The organism is Streptomyces africanus (assembly GCF_002150735.1).
Classification (GTDB): Bacteria; Actinomycetota; Actinomycetes; order Streptomycetales; family Streptomycetaceae; genus Streptomyces; species Streptomyces africanus.
In genome coordinates, this window is sequence record NZ_MUKA01000268.1 from 19,044 (window position 1) to 36,499 (window position 17,456).

Here is a 17,456-nt window from a genome sequence, read left to right on the forward strand (position 1 = left end):
CCGCTCGGGGGACGGCTCGTGGTCAGTGGAACAGCGCCGTGAGGAGGTCGTCGCCGATGCGGCGTACGCGTTCCAGGGTCAGCTGGTAGTAGGCACGCCTGCCGTCGCGTTCGACGGTGACGAGGCCGGCGTCGCGCAGCCGGGCGAGGTGGCGGGAGACCTGGGGCAGGGACATGCCGATGCGGGCCGCCAGTTCGGAGGGGGTGAGCGGTTCCCGGGCGATGGCGCGCGCGATGCGCTGCCGGCCCGGGTCGCACAGCACTTCGAGCCGGCGCTGCACCACCGCGTGGCCGGGTTGGTCGTCGCCTTCCAGGAGCAGGGGGAACTGGACGACCGCCACGAAGCCCGGCTCGTGCTTCACCAGCAGGTGGGGGCGGCCGAACGCCGACGGTACGACGAGCACCGCGGTGGTGGCGACGTTCACGATCCCGTGGTGGAACTTGTCGAAGACCACGCGCGGCGGCTCGGAGCGGTACGACGCCGTGGGATCCAGGCCGGCCAGCGTCCTGCCCGGGCCCTCGCGGTCGAGACAGGACCGCAGCCGTGGCAGCCGGCCGCCGATCACCCGGGCCGCCCGCGCCAGGTCCGGCTCCAGGGCCCGGGCCGCCTGGGCCAGGAGGTCGAGCAGGTCAGCGCGCAGGGAGTCCGGCGCGTCCACGAGGCGGTGGGCGAGTTCGGCGCGGGCGGTCGAGCGCCGCTCCGCCGCGGCGAGCAGGCCCTCGCGTTGCGTGCGGTCCGACAGCACCCGGTCGAGCGGGGTGCCGGAGTTGCCTCCCCGGATCGCGTATCCGGTGAGCTCGGCGAAGAGCGGGGGCGGCAGGTCCGCGATGTCGGCGAGTTCGGCGTCGAGCGGTCTGTCTCCGGCGGCGGTCAGCGGGAGCAGGTAGCGGGCCCGGTACGAGGCCCACAGCGGTGCCCAGCCCCTGATGCGCCGCCGCAGCGCGGGAGTGAGGGCGGAGGCGGGTGCCTCGTCCGGCACGGATGCTCCGCTTCCGGACGCCTCGGTTTCCAGACCCCGGGCCCAGCGGACCGCGTGGGGATGGTGCTCGGCCTCCGTGTAGGCGTGCAGCGCGGCGGTCAGCTCGGCGAGCGGGGAGGCGTGCGCGGAGACACACGACGGGTCGGCGCCGGCGAGTGAGAGGACGACGCTCATGGTCACCTCCGGCCCGTCGGGATGTCGGTTACCGCGACCGCGGCAAGCGTCGTGGGGGGAGTGTCCGGCACGGCCTACGGTTCCGGCAACCCGAAAGCGACCCCCGGAGTTGCCGTGAAACCTTGTGTCCCCGCAGACCTCCACGCCGCCGTCCGCGAGCGTCGGTCCGCGCTCGAGCAACTCAGTCTCGATCTGCACGAGACGCCGGAGACCCGGTTCGAGGAGCACTACGCCGTCGAGCAGCTCGCGGGCCGGCTCGCCGCCGCGGGCTTCGAGGTGGACAAGGGCGTGGCCGGCCTGCCGACGGCCTTCACGGCCACCCACCGGGGAGCGTCCGACGGTCCGACGGTCGCGGTCCTGCTGGAGTACGACGCGCTGCCGGGCATCGGCCACGCCTGCGGCCACAACCTCATCGCGGCCGGCGGGCTGACCGCCGCCCTGGCCGCCGCCGCCACGCGGCCGGACCACCCCGGCACGCTGAAGGTGATCGGCACACCCGGCGAGGAAGGCGGCGGCGGCAAGATCCTGATGCTGGAGCGCGGCGTGTTCAGCGGCGTGGACGCGGCGGTGATGTTCCATCCGGCCGACCGCAGCCTGCGGGCCCGGCACGCGCTCGCCGCCAGCCATCTGCGGCTGACCTTCCACGGGACGGCCGCGCACGCCGCCAAGGCGCCCTGGGACGGCCGCTCCGCGGCGGCCGCCGCCCAGCTGTTCCTCACGGCGGTCGACTCGATGCGCCAGTTCGTCCCGCCCACCGCACGGATCCACGGCATCATCGCGCACGGCGGCGCGGCCCCGAACGTCGTACCCGACCGCAGCGAGGTCGACATCTTCGTACGGGAGGCCACCTCCGCCGCGCTGGACGCTCTGCTGCCACGGGTCCTCGCGGCCGCCGACGGGTCGGCGCTCGCCACCGGTACCACCGTGGAGTCCGCCGAGACGGCACCCCGCTACGCCGAGCGGAACAACAACATGGTGATGGCCGACCGGCTCGCCGCGTACGCCGCCGGCCTCGGTCTGGCCCTGGAACCGCCGTCACCGGCGAATCCGGCCGGCTCCTCGGACATCGGCAATGTCTCGATCGAGCTGCCCGTCATCCATCCTTATGTGCAAATATGCCCCCGCGACACCCCGGGGCACTCGGTCCCGATGCGCGTCGCCGCCCGCAGTCCGCGGGCGCACGACGCGGTCGAGACGATCACGACTGCCATGGCCGCGCTGGTTCTGGACCTGCTCGGCGACCCGGACCTCCTCGCCGCCGTCCGCGAGGAGTTCCACGCCTCCACGTCCCGCCCCGCCCCTGGTCAGGAGTCGTGATGACATCCCCGTCCCCGGTCAGCCTGGCATCTAACGCCCTGGTCAATACGTTCTTCGACTGGGATCTGATCGCCAGGACCTTCCCCCGGCTGATCACCGAGGGGCTGCTGAACACGCTGATCATCGCCGCGGGCGCGATCGTCCTCGGCGTCGCCATCGCCCTCCTGGCGGCGATGCTGCTGCTGTCGAACCGCTGGTGGGTGAGACTGCCCGCGCGGCTGTACGTCGACGTCTTCCGGGGCCTGCCGGTGATCATCACGGTGATGCTGGTCGGCGTGGGGCTGCCCGCCGCCGGGTTCCGTCCCTTCGGCACCGACCCGTTCGGCTACGCGATCCTGGCGATCGGCATCATCTCCGGCGCCTACACCGCGGAGATCTTCCGCTCCGGCATCCAGAGCGTCGACCCCGGCCAACTGCAGGCGGCCCGCAGCCTCGGCATGAGCTACCTCTCGGCGATGCGCCTGGTCGTCGTACCGCAGGGCGTCCGCCGCGTACTGCCCGCGCTGGCCGGCCAGTTCGTCAAGGACATCAAGGAGAGCTCGCTGGTCTATCTCCTCGGTCTCGCCGCCGGGCAGCGCGAGCTGTACTTCATCGCGCAGGAGGAGGTCTCCCGGACCTACAACTCCTCTCCCCTGATCGCCGCGGGCCTGTGCTACCTGGCGCTCACCATCCCCATGACCTACCTCGTGAACCACCTCGACCGGCGACTGCGCGACGGCCCGCGCCCCGGCAACACCCCGGCCCTCACCGAGCCGGACCTGCCCAAGACCCCCGTCCCGGCCGCCGGAGGAGAGACCCGATGACCCCCGTGACCAAGGCCCCCGTCACCCCGGCCGCTCTGCAGGTCACCGGCCTCGGCAAGAGCTACGGCCAGAACACCGTGCTGCGCGACATCACCCTCGGCGTCCAGCGTGGGGAGACGCTCTGCCTGATCGGCCCCTCCGGCTCGGGAAAGTCCACCCTCCTGAAATGCCTCAACCTGCTGGAGGCCCCGGACACCGGTGAGATCTGGCTCGGCGAGACCTGTCTGACCGCCCCGGGCGCCGACGTGGACGCCGCCCGGGCCCGCATCGGCATGGTCTTCCAGCACTTCAACCTCTTCCCGCACATGAGCGTCGAGCGCAACGTCACGCTCGCCCTGACCTCCGTCAAGGGCATGGGCCGCGAGCAGGCCCGGCAGATCGCCCTGCGCCAGCTGGAAGGAGTGGGCCTCGCCGCCTTCGCCGACCGGCGGCCCGCCCAACTGTCCGGCGGGCAGCAGCAGCGCGTCGCCATCGCCCGCGCGCTGGCCATGGAGCCGGAACTGATGCTCTTCGACGAGGCCACCTCCGCGCTCGACCCCGAACTGGTCAAGGACGTGCTCGCCGTGATGCGGGATCTCGCATCGGGCGGCATGACCATGGCCGTCGTCACCCACGAAATGGGCTTCGCCCGGGAGGCCGCCGACCGTGTCGCCTTCATGTGCGACGGCCGACTCGCCGAGATCGACACCCCCGACCGGATCTTCGAACGCGCCGACCACCCCAGGCTGCGCCAGTTCCTCTCCCAGGTCCTGTGAATGTCCCTCCCCAGCAGAAGGCCCACGCCATGAACTCCGTCATGCCCCCCGCCATGAACAGCTCTTCCCGCAGATCGCTCCTGATCGGCGCCGCGACCGCCGGCCTGCTGCTGCTCTCGCTCACCGCCTGCGGCGGGGGCAGCGAGGCGGCGGGTTCCGCGGCCGCCCGCTACAAGCTGGTCCAGAACGGTGTGATCACCGCCGGCACCCAGGCCGAGCAGCCCCCCTTCGCGGTCACCGACGCGTCCGGCAAGCCCAGCGGATTCGCCGTCGACCTGATGAACGAGGCCGCGGAGCGTCTCGACCTGAAGGTCCAGTACAAGACCACGAACCTCCAGGGCATCCTCGCGGGGCTCTCGGCCGGGCAGTACGACATCGGTGTGGCCGGCGTCGGCGCCACCCCCGAACGCAAGAAGCAGGTCGCCTTCACCACCCCGTACTACTGGGGTTTCACCGACGTCGTGACCCTCAAGGGCGGCAAGCAGACCACGCTGCCGGACTTCGACGGCAAGCGGGTGGGCGCCGTCAGCGGTTCCGTGCAGGAGACCTTCGTCCACCACGAGATGTCCGGAGCCCGCCTGGTGCAGTTCAAGGACCAGACCGCGCTGATCGCACAGCTGCTCTCCGGAGGAGTCGAGGCCATCGTGCTCGGCGGCGCCGACGCCGACGAATACGCCCGGAAGCAGCCGATACGCATCGCCGTCGAGGTGGACAGCCTCCAGGGCAGCGCCTTCCCGCTGCGCAAGGACGGCGATCCGAAGCTTCTGAAGGACCTCGACGCCCAGATCGACGCGATGATCGACGACGGCACCTACGTCAAGCTGTACAAGAAGTACTTCCACGACCCGATCGCGAGCGACCTGATCAGGGAACGGCCGAAGCTGGCCCGCCAGGTCATGAACACCGACCTGGCACCCACGCGGCACTGACCCGGCCGTCCCGCACCGCGGCGCTGTGCCTACCTTGGCATGGCGTCGCGGACGAGGGCGGTGTCGACGAACTGCTCGAAGCGGACGATGAGGCCGCCGCGGACCGTGAAGTGGTGCGCGACGCGCACGTCGACCGGCTTGCCGGTGGCCTTGTTGGCCGCGGTGTAGCGGGCGAGGACGACGACGTTCTCCCCGTCGACGACATAGGTGTCGTCGTGCGCGGTCCAGCCGTCCCAGTCCTGCCCGAGCTTCTCCATCACGTGGGTGGTGACGCCGTCGGGAGTGCGGTAGGTGCCGGCGAGGGGGAAGCCGGCCATCTCCGTCCACTCCACGTCGGGGGCGAGGGTGGCGCGCAGGGCCTCCAGGTCGCCGGCCGCGGAGGCCAGGTACTGGCGGCGGACCACGTCGGCCGGGGCCGTGGAGGTCGCGAAGTCGGTGTGTTCGCAGGTCATGACGGTCAGCCCCACGTCATCTCGCCCTTGGCGACCTTCGCCCCGAGCTGGGCGGCGATCAGCATGCCGTGGTCGGGGTAGCGCCTGACGAGTGCCTCGGTCAGCGCGGCACCGTCGGCCGCCTTGCCGAGCTCCTCCTCGAAGGCGACGAGGTAGTCGCGGGTGGCCGTGACGGCGGAGGCGTCGGCCGCCGTGCCGGGCAGGCGGTGGCCGGGCACGACCAGCGCCGGCTGCAGCGACGCCATCTCGTCCAGCAGCTCGATCCAGACGGAGCGATCGGCGGAGGTGGGGGTGTCGGCGACCCAGACGTGCTCCTGCTGGAAGAGCAGGACACCGCCGAGGAGGGCGCGGTGCTCGGCCTGCCACAGGTAGTGGCGGTCGGGCAGGCCGGCCGGGCCGCCCTTGAGCTCGAAGCGGTGGCCTTCGAGGGTGAGGTCACCGGTCAGCGGGGTGAGACCGACCAGGCGGGTGGGCAGGTTCGGGCCGAGGGCCTCCCACGCCTTGAGCTTGCCCTCGTAGGAGTGCTGGATGTGCTCGATGACGATCGGGGTGGCGACGAAGACGGCGTCGGGGAAGGCGTCGGCGAGGACCTCGGCGCCGAAGTAGAAGTCGGGGTCGCCGTGGCTGACGAAGACGGTGGTCAGCTTCTTGCCGGAGTCGAGGATCTCGGCGGCGAGGCGGTGGCCGTCGGCGCGGGTGAAGCCGGCGTCGACCAGCAGCGCCTCCCGCTCACCGGTGACGAGTGTGGCGGTCTTGTTCTTGCTGCCGGCCGGGAAGTCGAGGTCGAGGACCTTGAAGGAGAGAGTGCTCATGCGGGGGCCTCCTGGAGGGAGCGGGGTTCAGCGGGTCCCGCCGAACGCGAGCAGTTCATCTGAGGAAACAGTAACTGACTCGTCAGATATTCCGCCGAGGCTCCGCCGAGCCCGGGGAGGCCGTCGTTCAGGGCAGGCGGGGCAGCTCGTCGCGGGCGGAGTGGCTCAGGATCCGCAGGTCCTCGGCGAACCGCTCCCGGTCCTCGGGCGGCAGCGGCGCCAGGAAGTAACGCCGGATGTTCTCCACGTGCAGCCGGGACGCCCGCACCGTGGTCTCCTCCCCCAGCGGCGTCAGCCGGACCAGCCGCCCGCGCCGGTCACCGGGATCCTCGGCACGCTCCACCAGCCCGGCCGCCTCCATCCGGTCCACCAGACGCGTCGCCCCGCCCGTGGTCAGCACCTGCTCCTGGGCGATGGCGCGCATCGAGAGCCCGGGATCACCGGCCCGCCCCAGGATGAGCAGCACCTCGAACATCAGATGGCTGATGCCGCACTCCAGCTCCAGCGACCGCCCGAGGATGTACTCCAGCCGGTTCGCCGCCCCCTGCAACCGCCCGAACGCCAGCACCAGCGCGTTGTCCGCGGCCTGCTTCGGCGACGAGATCTCCGCCGGCTCTTCCCCGTTCCCACCGCCCGACCGGGCCTCCGCACCATGCATCCACCGATCATGCCCGGTGCGGAGGCGGAACGACACGGCCGCTGGGGCCGGGGCAGTGACTCAGCGGTCGATGTAGCTGAAATCGCCCACGGTCCAGGCGCTGACGTCCTTGATCGCGACGCGGTACATACCGCCCGTCTCGGGGATGCCGAGGCTGCCCTGAAGGATCCGTGCGAGATGGAAGTGCAGGTGCGTGGGAGCCTCGTCGCGGGCGGGCCGGTTCCCTCCCGGGCCGCGAGCGAAGACGTCGGCGAACGGGCCGAGCCGCTCCGAGTCCTTCAGGACGTCCGCCACCCGCTCCCGCCACAGGGCCTCGGGAGCGAGCCGGCCGGTGATGACGGCGCCGCCGACGACCACGGTCAGTGACATCTGATTGCTTCGCTCTGACTCAACCGCGGCGGAGATGGCGACGAGCAGCTCATCAGGGTTCGACATAAGTGCACATCCTATTCAGTCGTCCCTCCCGGAACCCCCCGCGGGCAGGAAACGGCTGCGCCGGAGCCGGAGCGGTGAGCCGCGTGACGCAAGGCGGCGCGTCGGCGAACCGCCGTCCACAGCCGATGTGTTGCCGTGTCACGGGCGCGCCACGGCGGTGTCCTGAAGGGAAGACGGGCGCGACCGGAGGGCTCCGGGGCTCCTCCTAGTCAGCACAGAGCCGCTACTCGCCACTTCGGAAGGAACCTCCCGTGATGAACCGCCACCTGCGCAAGGCCGCCGTCGCCACCGCCGCGATCACCGCCGGGCTGCTGATGACGGCCTGCCAGAGCAGCACGGCCGACAGCTCGTCGGGCAAGAGCGGAACGGGCACGGCGGCGGTCGCGGAACAGGCTTCGGACTCGAAGAACTCCACGGACGCGAAGGACGCCAGGGCCGCCAAGGCCGCCGAGGCCGCCAAGGGCTCCAGCGACGCCAAGAACTCCAGGAGCTCCAAGAACTCCAAGGGCGTCAGCGGCTCGTTCAAGAACGGCAAGGTCACCTATCTCGCCCCGGGCAAGTACATCGTGTCCGTGCCGGGCAGGGGCGACCAGCAGTTCCTGGTCGCCGACGACACCGAGGTCTACGGCGCCGGCACGATATGCGGCGACGCGGGGTCCGAGGTGGACGCGCCGTGCACGCTGGACCAGCTGGAGACCGCCACGAAGAAGGCCGCCGTGAACGCCGACGTGGAGATGACGGACGGCATCGCGACACTGGTGACCGAGCGGCGTGCCAAGGGTGTCGACGGGACCTGGTTCGGCAACGTCTCCTACCTGGCACCGGGCACCTACACCGTCTCCGACCTGAAGGGCACCGAACAGCAGTTCCTCGTCGCCGAGGACACCGAGATCTGGGGCTACGGCGACATCTGCGGTGACACGGACACGGGCGAGGGCGGCCAGGGCGGCACCCAGTGCACCGAGGCGGAACTGGAGGCGGCCGCCAAGAAGGGCTTCAGCGCGGAGGTCGTGATCAGCAACGGCATCGCGACCACCATCCGCGACGACCACTGACGCCGGGGACGGCGTCAGGGCGCCGGCAGGGCGAGGGCGAGATGATGGCCCCATGCGCATCCGCATCGACGCCGTCGACCTGCCCGGCCTCACCCGCCCCGCCTCCGCCGACGGCAGGGTCCCCGCCTACGGCAACCTCCACGTCGCCGTGCAACGCCGCGACCGTCCGGCCGAACTCCTCGCACCCCAGCCCGGCGACGCACCGTCCGCGACCTGGACCCTGGAGTGCACCACGAGCACCTCGCCGACCGGCACCGAGGTCAAGGGCCCCTACGTCCAGGACCGTCTGGGCCGGCGGTTCGTCTACCTGTCGTGGGGCACGGTCGACGACGCGGGCGTCTTCACGATGTTCCGCCGCGCCAAGCTCATGCTCGACGCCGTCCCCGCCGACGTCCTCGCCGCCGCCGCACGCGACGGACTGCTGGTCGGCCGCCTCGGCCTGACCGACGCGCAGGGCGGGCCCCGGTGCGGCCGCGTCCAGCCCCCGCACATCACGTGGACGGCCGGGGGCGCCGGCCCGTGGGACCGCCGGAGCTGAGCGGGCACAGCCACGAACGGCCCGCCCCGTAGTGCCTCGCAGGCCCGGGCCGCTTAGCGTCGTCCTGCGTACCCCGCGCGGTCCGCGCCGCGCCGCGCCCCGCCGTGCCGAGGCGATCGAGAGTCGGCGAACACAGCGAGCGAAGCGAACAGCGATGACGGACGACGGTAGGTGGCAGCCGGGCAGGATCGGCGTGGACCGGTCGGAGGGGTTCGGCGAGCGGCTGCTGGGGGTGCTGCTGGACCGGGCCCACGAGATGCCGCCCGATCTGATCGCACCGCTCGTCGCGGAAGAGGTGGCCAGGGTCGGGGGCCGGGAGGTCTCCATCCTCCTGCAGGACTACGAACAGGAGCTGCTGGTCCCGCTGCCGGGCCGGGGGCTGAAGGTCGGCGGCCCCGAGTCGGTCGAGGACTCCCCCGCCGGTGAGGCGTTCCTGACCCTCAGAACGGTGGAGGTGCCGCAGGAGGGCAATGTGCGGATGTACCTGCCGCTGCTGGACGGCAGTGACCAGATCGGGGCGATGGCCGTCACCCTGGACAGGGTCGACGACGACGACCGGCGGCTGCTCCGCCGGCTCGCCGGCCTGGTCGCGGACATGATCGTCACCAAGGACTCCTACACCGACCGGTTCTTCCAGGCCCGCCGCAGCGCCCCGATGAGCGTGGCCGCGGAGATCCAGTGGCAGTTGCTGCCCCCGCTGTCGATGACTGTTCCGCAGGTCGAGGTGGCCGGAATCCTGGAGCCCGCCTACGACGTGGCCGGCGACAGCTTCGACTACGCCCTCAACGGCGACATCCTCCACGTGGCCATGCTCGACGCGATGGGCCACGGGCTGGACGCGGCGACCATGGCGACGGTAGCCGTCGGTGCCTATCGCCACACGCGACGGTCCCATACCGATCTGTCCCAGGTGTACGCGTTCATGGACCGGGCCATCAACGAGCAGTTCGGCCACGACCACTTCGTCACCGCGCAGATGATGGTGCTGAACATCGCCACGGGACGACTGCAGTGGGTCAACGCCGGCCACCCGGCTCCGTTCCTGATCCGTGACCGCGCCGTGGTGGACCGGCTGGAGAGCCCGACCACGCTGCCGGTCGGCTTCGGCGGTGAGGAGCCGGTGGTCAGCGAGCGGATGCTGCGCCCCGGGGACCGTGTGCTGTGCTTCACCGACGGTCTGATCGAGGAGCACCAGGCCGGCGGGGAAACGTTCGGTGAGGCACAGCTCATCGAGTGGACCAACCGGATCCTGCGCGAGCGCACCGAGGTACGGGCGGTGGTGCGGGCGCTCTCGCACGCCCTGAAACACCAACGGGGCGGCACGACGACCGACGACGCGACGATCTTCCTCGTCGAGTGGCGCGGCGGCGACGCCGATCACCTCGCCGCCCTCGACTGACGTCGGCCGTGCCGGCCGCCCCGTCACCCGTATGCCGATGTGACCTTCCTCGCGATCGCGGGGTTCCGGCGTCTGCGCCGTCGTCCCCTCCGCCGAGGGCGACGGGTGCGGCACATGGGTCATCGGGGGAGGTCATGGCGCTGCGGGCGGAGGCGGCGGCAGGAACAGTGCAGCCCCGCGGAGCCAATATCTGTTTTTGTGGGATGAGAAATTGGCGCGGCCCCCGGCGAGTATTCCCCGAGCACCGGACGGGCCGGAATTAGTGCTCCGTACAGGGCCGGTCGCGCCATGCTACTGTCGATCTCAGTTGCAGGTGTGGTTGCCAGAAGGTTCATTTTCCTACGGGGTAATCAGCACGGCGACGCGGAATCCGCACAGGGCGAATTCCGAACATCGTCTCCGAAGGAGAATTAACATGGCTACTGGCACCGTGAAGTGGTTCAACTCCGAAAAGGGCTTCGGCTTCATCGAGCAGGACGGCGGCGGCGCCGACGTCTTCGCCCACTACTCGAACATCGCCGCCCAGGGCTTCCGTGAGCTGCTCGAAGGCCAGAAGGTGTCCTTCGACATCGCTCAGGGCCAGAAGGGCCCGACGGCCGAGAACATCGTTCCCGCCTGACATCGCGGCAACGCATATTTCGCAGCTGGGGCCCGCACCTTGGGGTGCGGGCCCCAGCTCGCTGCTTTTCAGGGCGCGTGACAAAAACGCCGCGCCCACCCTATCGGGCTCGTTCTCGCGATTCTCTGCGCCGTTCGTTTTGCTGCGGAAATTCCTTGATACGTGCCTACCAGCTCACATCGAGGAAGGTTCCGCTTGAACCGCGCACGCACCACACGCACGCCCCGCACCTACGACCGCTCCCGGGGCGGCGTCACCAAGGGCTCGGGAGCTCCGCGCCGCTCCAAGGGCTACGACCGCCGGCCGGCCGCCCCCCAGGGGGAGTTCGCGCTGCCGGTGACGACCACGCCGGCGCTGCCCGCCGTCGAGGCGTTCGCCGACCTCGCGCTGCCGGCGCCGCTGCTGGCCGCGCTCGGCCACGAGGGCGTGACCGTACCGTTCCCCATCCAGGGGGCGACCCTGCCGAACTCGCTCGCCGGGCGTGACGTCCTCGGCCGCGGCCGTACCGGGTCGGGCAAGACCCTCGCCTTCGGCCTCGCGCTGCTGGCCCGTACCGCCGGCCGGCGCGCGGCCCCCCGGCAGCCGCTCGCCCTGGTCCTCGTGCCCACCCGCGAGCTCGCCCAGCAGGTGACCGACGCGCTCACCCCGTACGCCCGCTCCGTGCGGCTGAAGCTGGCCACCGTGGTCGGCGGCATGTCGATCGGCAGGCAGGCGGGTGCGCTGCGGGGCGGTGCGGAGGTCGTCGTCGCGACACCGGGGCGGCTGAAGGACCTCATCGACCGCGGCGACTGCCGGCTGGACGACGTCGCCATCACCGTCCTCGACGAGGCCGACCAGATGGCCGACATGGGCTTCATGCCCCAGGTCACGGCCCTGCTCGACCAGGTGCGCCCCGAGGGGCAGCGGATGCTCTTCTCGGCCACCCTGGACCGCAACGTCGACCTGCTCGTCCGCCGCTACCTGTCGGACCCCGTGGTCCACTCCGTCGACCCGTCGGCGGGTGCGGTCACCACGATGGAGCACCACGTGCTGCACGTGCACGAGGCGGACAAGCACCGCACGACGACGGAGATCGCGGCGCGGGACGGCCGGGTGATCATGTTCCTGGACACCAAGCGTGCCGTGGACCGGCTGACCGAGCACCTGCTGAACAACGGCGTCCGCGCCGCGGCGCTGCACGGCGGCAAGTCCCAGCCCCAGCGCACGCGGACCCTCGCGCAGTTCAAGACCGGCCATGTGACGGTGCTGGTGGCGACCAACGTCGCGGCCCGCGGCATCCACGTCGACAACCTCGACCTGGTCGTCAACGTGGACCCGCCCACCGACCACAAGGACTACCTGCACCGCGGCGGCCGTACGGCCCGCGCCGGCGAGTCCGGCAGCGTCGTCACGCTGGTGACGCCCGGCCAGCGCCGTGGCATGACCCGGCTGATGGCCTCGGCCGCCATCACCCCGCAGGTCACGCCGGTGCGTTCGGGTGAGGCGGAGCTGAGCCGGATCACCGGCGCCCAGGCCCCGTCCGGTGTCCCGGTCGTCATCACCGCGCCGGCCCCGGCACATCCCCGCCGTGGCACCTCGTCCGGAGCCCCCTCGTCCCGGGGCCGCCGCCCCTCCCGGGGGCGCCCCACCGGGCAGGCGGGGCGGCGCACGGCGCAGCGGCCCTCCTACAACCCGGCGGCCTAGTGGCGTCGGCCGGCAGTCGGGCCAGTAGCCCACCCATCTCCGAGGAGGCAGCTTTGACACCGGTTCAGACGCAGCGGCGGCAGGCGGATCCCTGCCCCGTGACCGTGATCGACGGCATGGACGGATCCGGCCCCCGGGTCCGGGACGACATGACCGTCGAGGTCGCCCTGTCCGTCATGGCCGGTGCCCGGGTCGACCACCTCCTGCTGTGCGACGCGGACGACCAGTGCACGGGCTCGGTCACCCGGGCCGAACTCGCCGTGCACCGCGGAAGCGCCACGTACACGGACCGGACCCGGCTGCGGGACGTCCTCGGCGGAGCGTTCACCTCCGCCGTCACCCGGATCGGCACCCTCGGGGAGCACGACCGGACCCCGGGCGTCCTCGCCCTCTCCAGCTGATCCGCCTCACCCGGTCAGCCCGTACTCCTTCTCCCTGAGGGGCATCATGCGCTGTGTCATCGCCCGGTACCCGTTCGACCTGACCAAGAACGGGGTGCTGGCCTCGATGAAGGGCATCACGCCCGAGCTCGTCACGGGTGAGTCCGTGACCATCGGCCGCCGCCGCTACCCCGTCAAGCAGGTCGGTCAGGTCCTCACCCGGCAGGACCCCCGCGACTTCACCGCCGCCGAGGTCGTCCGGGCCATGACCCGCCTCGGCTTCACCTGCCACAGCCACCCCGACGCCGCGCCCGTGCGCGTCGCCGCCACCCCGCTCCAGACCGCGTCGGCCCTGCTCGGCGCCGCACCTCTGGACGCATGAGGACGGGCGGACCACCGCCCACCCCGATCCCGATGAGGGCCCTGCCGACGCGCGTCGGCAGGGCCCTCGTCGTCGTCTCGCCGCCCGTGCGGGCCGCAGCAATGTGCGCCTGAAGCGAACGAAAATCTACTCTTGCCAGAGTAGACATTGGGCTCTGGTGCGGTTAGCCTTTTTCTCGTTGACACGGATCACTGATCGAAGAAGGACGGAGGAGCAGACGCCATCAGGATCGCCCGGCCCGAGCAGCGCTCGGCCGGGTACCGCAAGACCCCGGATTGGAAGGTGGTCCCCGGTCACGCAGCCGCGATCCCCGCATCCCCCCTCCTGCAGGGCCGGTAGCGGAAACAGAAGGTCGGCGCAGCATTAGGGCCGACAGATGGTGTTCAATTTCCTTCGGGGCCCTGGTGCCGTACGGCACCAGGGCCCCTCGACGCGTGCGTTGCACTACGAGGTGACATGACAGCAGATACCCCGCTCAGCGATCGTCTGGACGACGACGACTACCCCGCGTACACGATGGGGCGGGCCGCCGAGATGCTCGGCACCACCCCTGCCTTCCTCCGGGCCATCGGCGAGGCTCGTCTGATCACTCCGCTGCGCTCGGAGGGCGGACACCGCCGGTACTCCCGCTACCAACTGCGCGTCGCCGCGCGCGCCCGCGAGCTCGTCGACCGGGGCACCCCGATCGAGGCCGCCTGCCGCATCGTCATCCTCGAGGACCAGCTCGAGGAAGCCCAGCGCATCAACGCCGAGTACCGCCGCCGCGCCGGGCACGACACGCCCGAGGGTTCCGTAGCCGAATCCGGCTGATCACCTGGGCCGGTGAGGAGTCCCGGCCAGGGAAGGTCAGACGTACGGGCCCACCGTCAGCCGCACCCACTCCTCGGGCACCCCTTGCGCCCGCTGCTCCTGCGCGTACGCCTCCGGCGTGAGCGGGACGTAGCCTCAGACGGGCCGTCGCGTGCGGCGCCGGGAGAACCGGCCCCGGGCCTTCCGCACAGCCGCCGGTGCCGGTCCCGCGACGGGCACACCGGAGCGGCCGTAGTGGAAGGCGGCGATGCGGTCGCTGTGCTGGGAGTTCAGCTGGTGGATGAGGAACACACCGAGAACGATCATCCCCAGGATCGCGGCCACGGTCACGAATGTCTCCACGGTTCTCACCTTCCCCTCGGCTGCGGCGGCACCGCGGGGGCCGGGGCCTGATGTCCGCCTTCGGAGTCCCAGACCGCCTCGACGGCCCGGTCGGCCTCGTACGCCGTCCGCACGCGCGCCTCCTCCTCCATCAACCGGCTCGCGGTCGAGGTGCCGAAGGGGTCGCTCGCGGCGGCCATCAGCCGGGCGGCCGACTCGGGAGGCGTCCGCGGCGGGACCACCAGAAGGTTCCAGCGGCCCGCGCGGTACGAGAGCAGCAGCAGTTCGTGCGGGTCCTGCTCGGCCAGGAACCAGCCCACCTTCACCACGTGCCCGGCGACGGGCACCTTGCGGGGAACGGCCGGCCAGTGGGTGGGGTTCACCGTGACCCGGGTGATCCTCCCCCACAGCGGGTCCAACACGGCGATCAGGGAAGGGAGTTCGGCCCCGAGATCACGGGAGCGGGGCCACCAGGCGCCGTCCAGCAGCGGCGGTGCGGAACCGACGGGAGCGAGCGACAGACGCGGAGAGGACCAGGCGGACCGGTCATCGGCTTCGGCTGTCAGGGCGTGGGAAACGGTCGCAGTCATGGCGCGAACCCTGCCCCGGGCCGATCACGACCGGCCCGGCATCTTCGATCGCCGAAAACGACACGAGCCTGGAAGCCGGTGCGCGAAATATCCTCGGTGCCTCAACCGTACTCCTCAGTCCGCCCGCTCGGCGCCCGTGTCGATGAGGATCTGTTCGGCCGGCCGCAGGCTGCCGGCGCGGACGGCCTCGGCCATGGCGGCGCGCGCGGCGTCGGGCGTCGCGTGCGGCGGGACCACGAGGAGGGAGAAGAGGTCCTGGCCGCCCCGGGTGATGAGGACGGTGTCGTCGCCGACCGGGGAGGAGTCGATGTGGACGACACGGTCGTCGACGGTCATCCGCGTCGGCAGCTCTTCCCAGGCACCGGCGTCCAGTCCGACACGGGTGATGGGCCCGAGGTGCTCGGTCAGTGTGGTGATCAGGCCGGGGAGCTCGGCGGCGATGTCGCGGGAGCGCGGCCACCACGCCCCGTCGAGCACGCCCTGCCGGTCGTGTGTCGTCTCCAGCCGTACGACGGCCGTGCCCGGCCGCACGGCCTGGTGGACGGCGTCCGGCAGGAGCCTGGTCACACGCGGGGGGTCGGAGTCGGACATCGCTCTCGCCTGCCTGCCCTGCCGGGACGGAAACCGAGCGGCTTCCTCGTTTCACGGTACTCTCCGGCGGCCGGGAAGCCCGGAGTAGAGTGACAGACCCGGCCTGTCCCATACCGGGACATCTCATCCCGGGACATCGAACTCCGAGGTCGCCATGCAGTCCACGGAACCACCCCCGGACGGGCAGGACGGGCACGCCGAGGTCCGCATCGTCGCCGCCTCGCCCGAGGTCGCCCGCCGGGTCGCGGAGATCCTCCGCCTCTGCTTCGCCGCGAGCGAGCAGCGCAGCTACCCCGCGGGCCCCGACGGGGGAACCCGCCTCGACCTCACGGTGGACACCAGCCGCCCGGCAGAGCCCGCCCGGTCGTGGCTGGAGAGCAGCCGGTCCATGGAGGACAGCCACCACCGGACGTGAGGGTCACCCGTGGTCGCTCGCGGCGGCGGCCATCAGCGGTTCCGCGGCCTCCTCGGTCGTGTCCGGCGGCACGACCAGCAGGTCCCAGCGGCCCCGGCCGGGGGCGAGCAGGACGACGGTGTGCGGGGCGGACGCCGCGAGGGCTCTGTGCAGTCCCACGACCTGGTTGAAGACGAGCATCCGGCCCGGTGCCGTGGACCACGTCGCCCCGTTGACGGTGACGCTGGTGATGTGGCCCCAGGCCCGCGGCAGCCCGGCGAGCAACGACGGGAGTTCCGCGAGCAGGTCGTAGGAGCGGGGCCACCACGCTCCGTCGATGGGCCGGGGCATGGCGCTGCGGGGTGCGAGACGCAGCCGGAGGACCGGATGGGAGGGAAGCGGGGGCGGTGGTGCGGTGGTCATGAGGGCTCCTGCCGACGGTGCCGGGGGGCGGGGCGGGTGGTCGGACACCACGGCATGTGCGGCTCCTCGGCCTGGGTGCGGATGCGCGGCCGGGATCACGGGCTGCCCATACGAGGACGGATGGCGTGCGCTGTCCGGAACCCATCAGAATTCCGGTATACGGAAAGTCCTCGTCCTCCCCACCGTACTCCGACCCGGGCGGGGGCGGGGGGTGAACGCCGGCTCGCCCGCCGGTGACCGGCGGGCACGCGGCACAGGCCGGTCAGGAATCGAGAAGCGCGGGGCGCGGGCCGCGCCTAGCGTCGGTGGCATGACTTCCATCGAATACGTCACCCTCGAGGTGGACGACCCCGCCGCCGCCCGCCGCTTCTACAGCAGCGCGTTCGGACTGGACGGACAGGTGCGCGTGCGGGACTCCGAGGCTCCGACGGCCGGCTTTCGCGGCTTCACGCTGTCGCTCGTGGTGTCGCAGCCGGCCGATGTCAACGCGCTCGCCGAGGCCGCCGTGGACGCCGGTGCCACGACGCTGAAGCCCGCCGCCAGGTCCCTGTGGGGGTACGGGGGCGTCGTGCGGGCACCGGACGGGACGATCTGGCAGATCGCGTCGTCGTCGAAGAAGGACACCGGCCCGGCCACCCGGCGGATCGACGAGATCGTGCTCCTGCTGGGGGTCGCGGACATGGGCGGGAGCAAGCGGTTCTACGTCGAGCACGGCCTCCCCGTGGCGAAGAGCTTCGGCAGCAAGTACGTCGAGTTCGACACCGGGTCGGGCGCCGTCAAGCTGGCGCTGTACAAGCGCCGGGGCCTGGCCAAGCTCGTCGGGGTCTCTCCCGACGGGACCGGATCGCACCGGCTGACGGTCAACGGCGACGCCGGGCCCTTCACCGACCCGGACGGGTTCGCGTGGGCGACGGCGTCGGAGACCGCGTCACTGTGACCGCGGCCGTCGTCGACCTT

Annotated in this window: 23 protein-coding genes; 14 read left to right on the forward strand and 9 right to left on the reverse strand. The window is 71.6% G+C overall.

Annotation, left to right across the window (positions count from 1 at the left end; all coding sequences use genetic code 11):
* Positions 1-22 precede the first annotated feature (22 nt).
* Complete coding sequence (locus tag CCL05_RS30015; protein ID WP_086563819.1) at positions 23-1,153, reverse strand: ArsR/SmtB family transcription factor; 1,131 nt, start codon at positions 1,151-1,153, stop codon at positions 23-25.
* Between the two features lie 114 nt (positions 1,154-1,267).
* On the opposite strand from CCL05_RS30015, the gene CCL05_RS30020 reads away from it, so the two are divergent.
* From CCL05_RS30020 to CCL05_RS30035, 4 genes are read left to right on the forward strand one after another with little or no spacing between them, the layout of a single operon-like run.
* Entirely contained in the window at positions 1,268-2,470 is a 1,203-nt protein-coding gene (locus CCL05_RS30020; protein WP_086563820.1) for an amidohydrolase, read from the forward strand.
* Positions 2,470-3,273 carry an amino acid ABC transporter permease gene (locus tag CCL05_RS30025; protein ID WP_086563822.1) on the forward strand — a complete coding sequence of 268 codons (804 nt, stop codon included), beginning with the start codon at positions 2,470-2,472 and terminating at the stop codon, positions 3,271-3,273. Before CCL05_RS30020 ends, CCL05_RS30025 begins: the two co-directional genes overlap by 1 nt.
* Entirely contained in the window at positions 3,270-4,028 is a 759-nt protein-coding gene (locus CCL05_RS30030) for an amino acid ABC transporter ATP-binding protein (protein ID WP_086563823.1), read from the forward strand. The genes CCL05_RS30025 and CCL05_RS30030 overlap by 4 nt, the downstream gene beginning before the upstream one ends.
* A gap of 53 nt (positions 4,029-4,081) precedes the next feature.
* Entirely contained in the window at positions 4,082-4,957 is an 876-nt protein-coding gene (locus CCL05_RS30035) for a substrate-binding periplasmic protein (protein ID WP_086563876.1), read from the forward strand.
* Positions 4,958-4,986: 29 nt separating this feature from the next.
* Here CCL05_RS30035 and CCL05_RS30040 read toward each other — a convergent pair whose 3' ends face one another.
* The 4 genes from CCL05_RS30040 to CCL05_RS30055 form a co-directional block, all read right to left on the reverse strand.
* Positions 4,987-5,409, reverse strand: a complete 423-nt coding sequence (locus CCL05_RS30040) for a nuclear transport factor 2 family protein (protein WP_086563875.1) — start codon at positions 5,407-5,409, stop codon at positions 4,987-4,989.
* 5 nt (positions 5,410-5,414) lie between these two features.
* Positions 5,415-6,221, reverse strand: a complete 807-nt coding sequence (locus CCL05_RS30045; protein ID WP_086563825.1) for an MBL fold metallo-hydrolase — start codon at positions 6,219-6,221, stop codon at positions 5,415-5,417.
* Between the two features lie 127 nt (positions 6,222-6,348).
* The gene (locus tag CCL05_RS30050) at positions 6,349-6,879 is read right to left on the reverse strand and encodes a MarR family winged helix-turn-helix transcriptional regulator (RefSeq protein WP_086563826.1); all 531 of its coding nucleotides are present in this window, start codon (positions 6,877-6,879) and stop codon (positions 6,349-6,351) included.
* Positions 6,880-6,939: 60 nt separating this feature from the next.
* Positions 6,940-7,314, reverse strand: a complete 375-nt coding sequence (locus tag CCL05_RS30055) for a hypothetical protein (protein WP_086563828.1) — start codon at positions 7,312-7,314, stop codon at positions 6,940-6,942.
* A 254-nt stretch (positions 7,315-7,568) separates the two neighbouring features.
* On the opposite strand from CCL05_RS30055, the gene CCL05_RS30060 reads away from it, so the two are divergent.
* From CCL05_RS30060 to CCL05_RS30095, 8 genes are all read left to right on the forward strand, one after another.
* The gene (locus tag CCL05_RS30060; protein ID WP_086563829.1) at positions 7,569-8,369 is read left to right on the forward strand and encodes a hypothetical protein; all 801 of its coding nucleotides are present in this window, start codon (positions 7,569-7,571) and stop codon (positions 8,367-8,369) included.
* Positions 8,370-8,421: 52 nt separating this feature from the next.
* Complete coding sequence (locus tag CCL05_RS30065; RefSeq protein ID WP_086563831.1) at positions 8,422-8,907, forward strand: DUF5990 family protein; 486 nt, start codon at positions 8,422-8,424, stop codon at positions 8,905-8,907.
* A 154-nt stretch (positions 8,908-9,061) separates the two neighbouring features.
* A complete protein-coding gene (locus CCL05_RS30070; RefSeq protein WP_086563832.1) occupies positions 9,062-10,306 on the forward strand; it encodes a PP2C family protein-serine/threonine phosphatase in 1,245 nt (414 codons plus the stop codon).
* Positions 10,307-10,721: 415 nt separating this feature from the next.
* Complete coding sequence (locus CCL05_RS30075; RefSeq protein ID WP_020119326.1) at positions 10,722-10,925, forward strand: cold-shock protein; 204 nt, start codon at positions 10,722-10,724, stop codon at positions 10,923-10,925.
* A 195-nt stretch (positions 10,926-11,120) separates the two neighbouring features.
* Entirely contained in the window at positions 11,121-12,608 is a 1,488-nt protein-coding gene (locus tag CCL05_RS30080; protein ID WP_086563833.1) for a DEAD/DEAH box helicase, read from the forward strand.
* Positions 12,609-12,661: 53 nt separating this feature from the next.
* Positions 12,662-13,009 (forward strand): CBS domain-containing protein, encoded by a 348-nt coding sequence (locus tag CCL05_RS30085; protein WP_425275954.1) that lies wholly within the window; start codon positions 12,662-12,664, stop codon positions 13,007-13,009.
* 46 nt (positions 13,010-13,055) lie between these two features.
* Positions 13,056-13,370, forward strand: coding sequence for an SCO5918 family protein (locus CCL05_RS30090; protein ID WP_086563835.1), 315 nt, complete (start codon positions 13,056-13,058; stop codon positions 13,368-13,370).
* A gap of 456 nt (positions 13,371-13,826) precedes the next feature.
* Positions 13,827-14,180, forward strand: a complete 354-nt coding sequence (locus tag CCL05_RS30095) for a helix-turn-helix domain-containing protein (RefSeq protein ID WP_086563836.1) — start codon at positions 13,827-13,829, stop codon at positions 14,178-14,180.
* Positions 14,181-14,315: 135 nt separating this feature from the next.
* On the opposite strand, the gene CCL05_RS30100 is transcribed toward CCL05_RS30095, so the two are convergent.
* From CCL05_RS30100 to CCL05_RS30110, 3 genes are all read right to left on the reverse strand, one after another.
* A complete protein-coding gene (locus CCL05_RS30100; RefSeq protein WP_086563837.1) occupies positions 14,316-14,522 on the reverse strand; it encodes a hypothetical protein in 207 nt (68 codons plus the stop codon).
* 5 nt (positions 14,523-14,527) lie between these two features.
* Complete coding sequence (locus tag CCL05_RS30105; protein WP_086563838.1) at positions 14,528-15,091, reverse strand: DUF5994 family protein; 564 nt, start codon at positions 15,089-15,091, stop codon at positions 14,528-14,530.
* 114 nt (positions 15,092-15,205) lie between these two features.
* Positions 15,206-15,682 carry a DUF5994 family protein gene (locus CCL05_RS30110; protein WP_086563839.1) on the reverse strand — a complete coding sequence of 159 codons (477 nt, stop codon included), beginning with the start codon at positions 15,680-15,682 and terminating at the stop codon, positions 15,206-15,208.
* Between the two features lie 154 nt (positions 15,683-15,836).
* Between CCL05_RS30110 and CCL05_RS30115 the strand changes: the two genes are divergently transcribed.
* Entirely contained in the window at positions 15,837-16,097 is a 261-nt protein-coding gene (locus CCL05_RS30115) for a hypothetical protein (RefSeq protein ID WP_086563840.1), read from the forward strand.
* A gap of 3 nt (positions 16,098-16,100) precedes the next feature.
* Here the strand turns inward: CCL05_RS30115 and CCL05_RS30120 are convergent, their stop codons facing one another.
* A complete protein-coding gene (locus CCL05_RS30120; RefSeq protein ID WP_086563841.1) occupies positions 16,101-16,499 on the reverse strand; it encodes a DUF5994 family protein in 399 nt (132 codons plus the stop codon).
* A 310-nt stretch (positions 16,500-16,809) separates the two neighbouring features.
* On the opposite strand from CCL05_RS30120, the gene CCL05_RS30125 reads away from it, so the two are divergent.
* Positions 16,810-17,436 (forward strand): VOC family protein, encoded by a 627-nt coding sequence (locus tag CCL05_RS30125; protein WP_086563842.1) that lies wholly within the window; start codon positions 16,810-16,812, stop codon positions 17,434-17,436.
* The last annotated feature ends 20 nt before the right edge of the window (positions 17,437-17,456 follow it).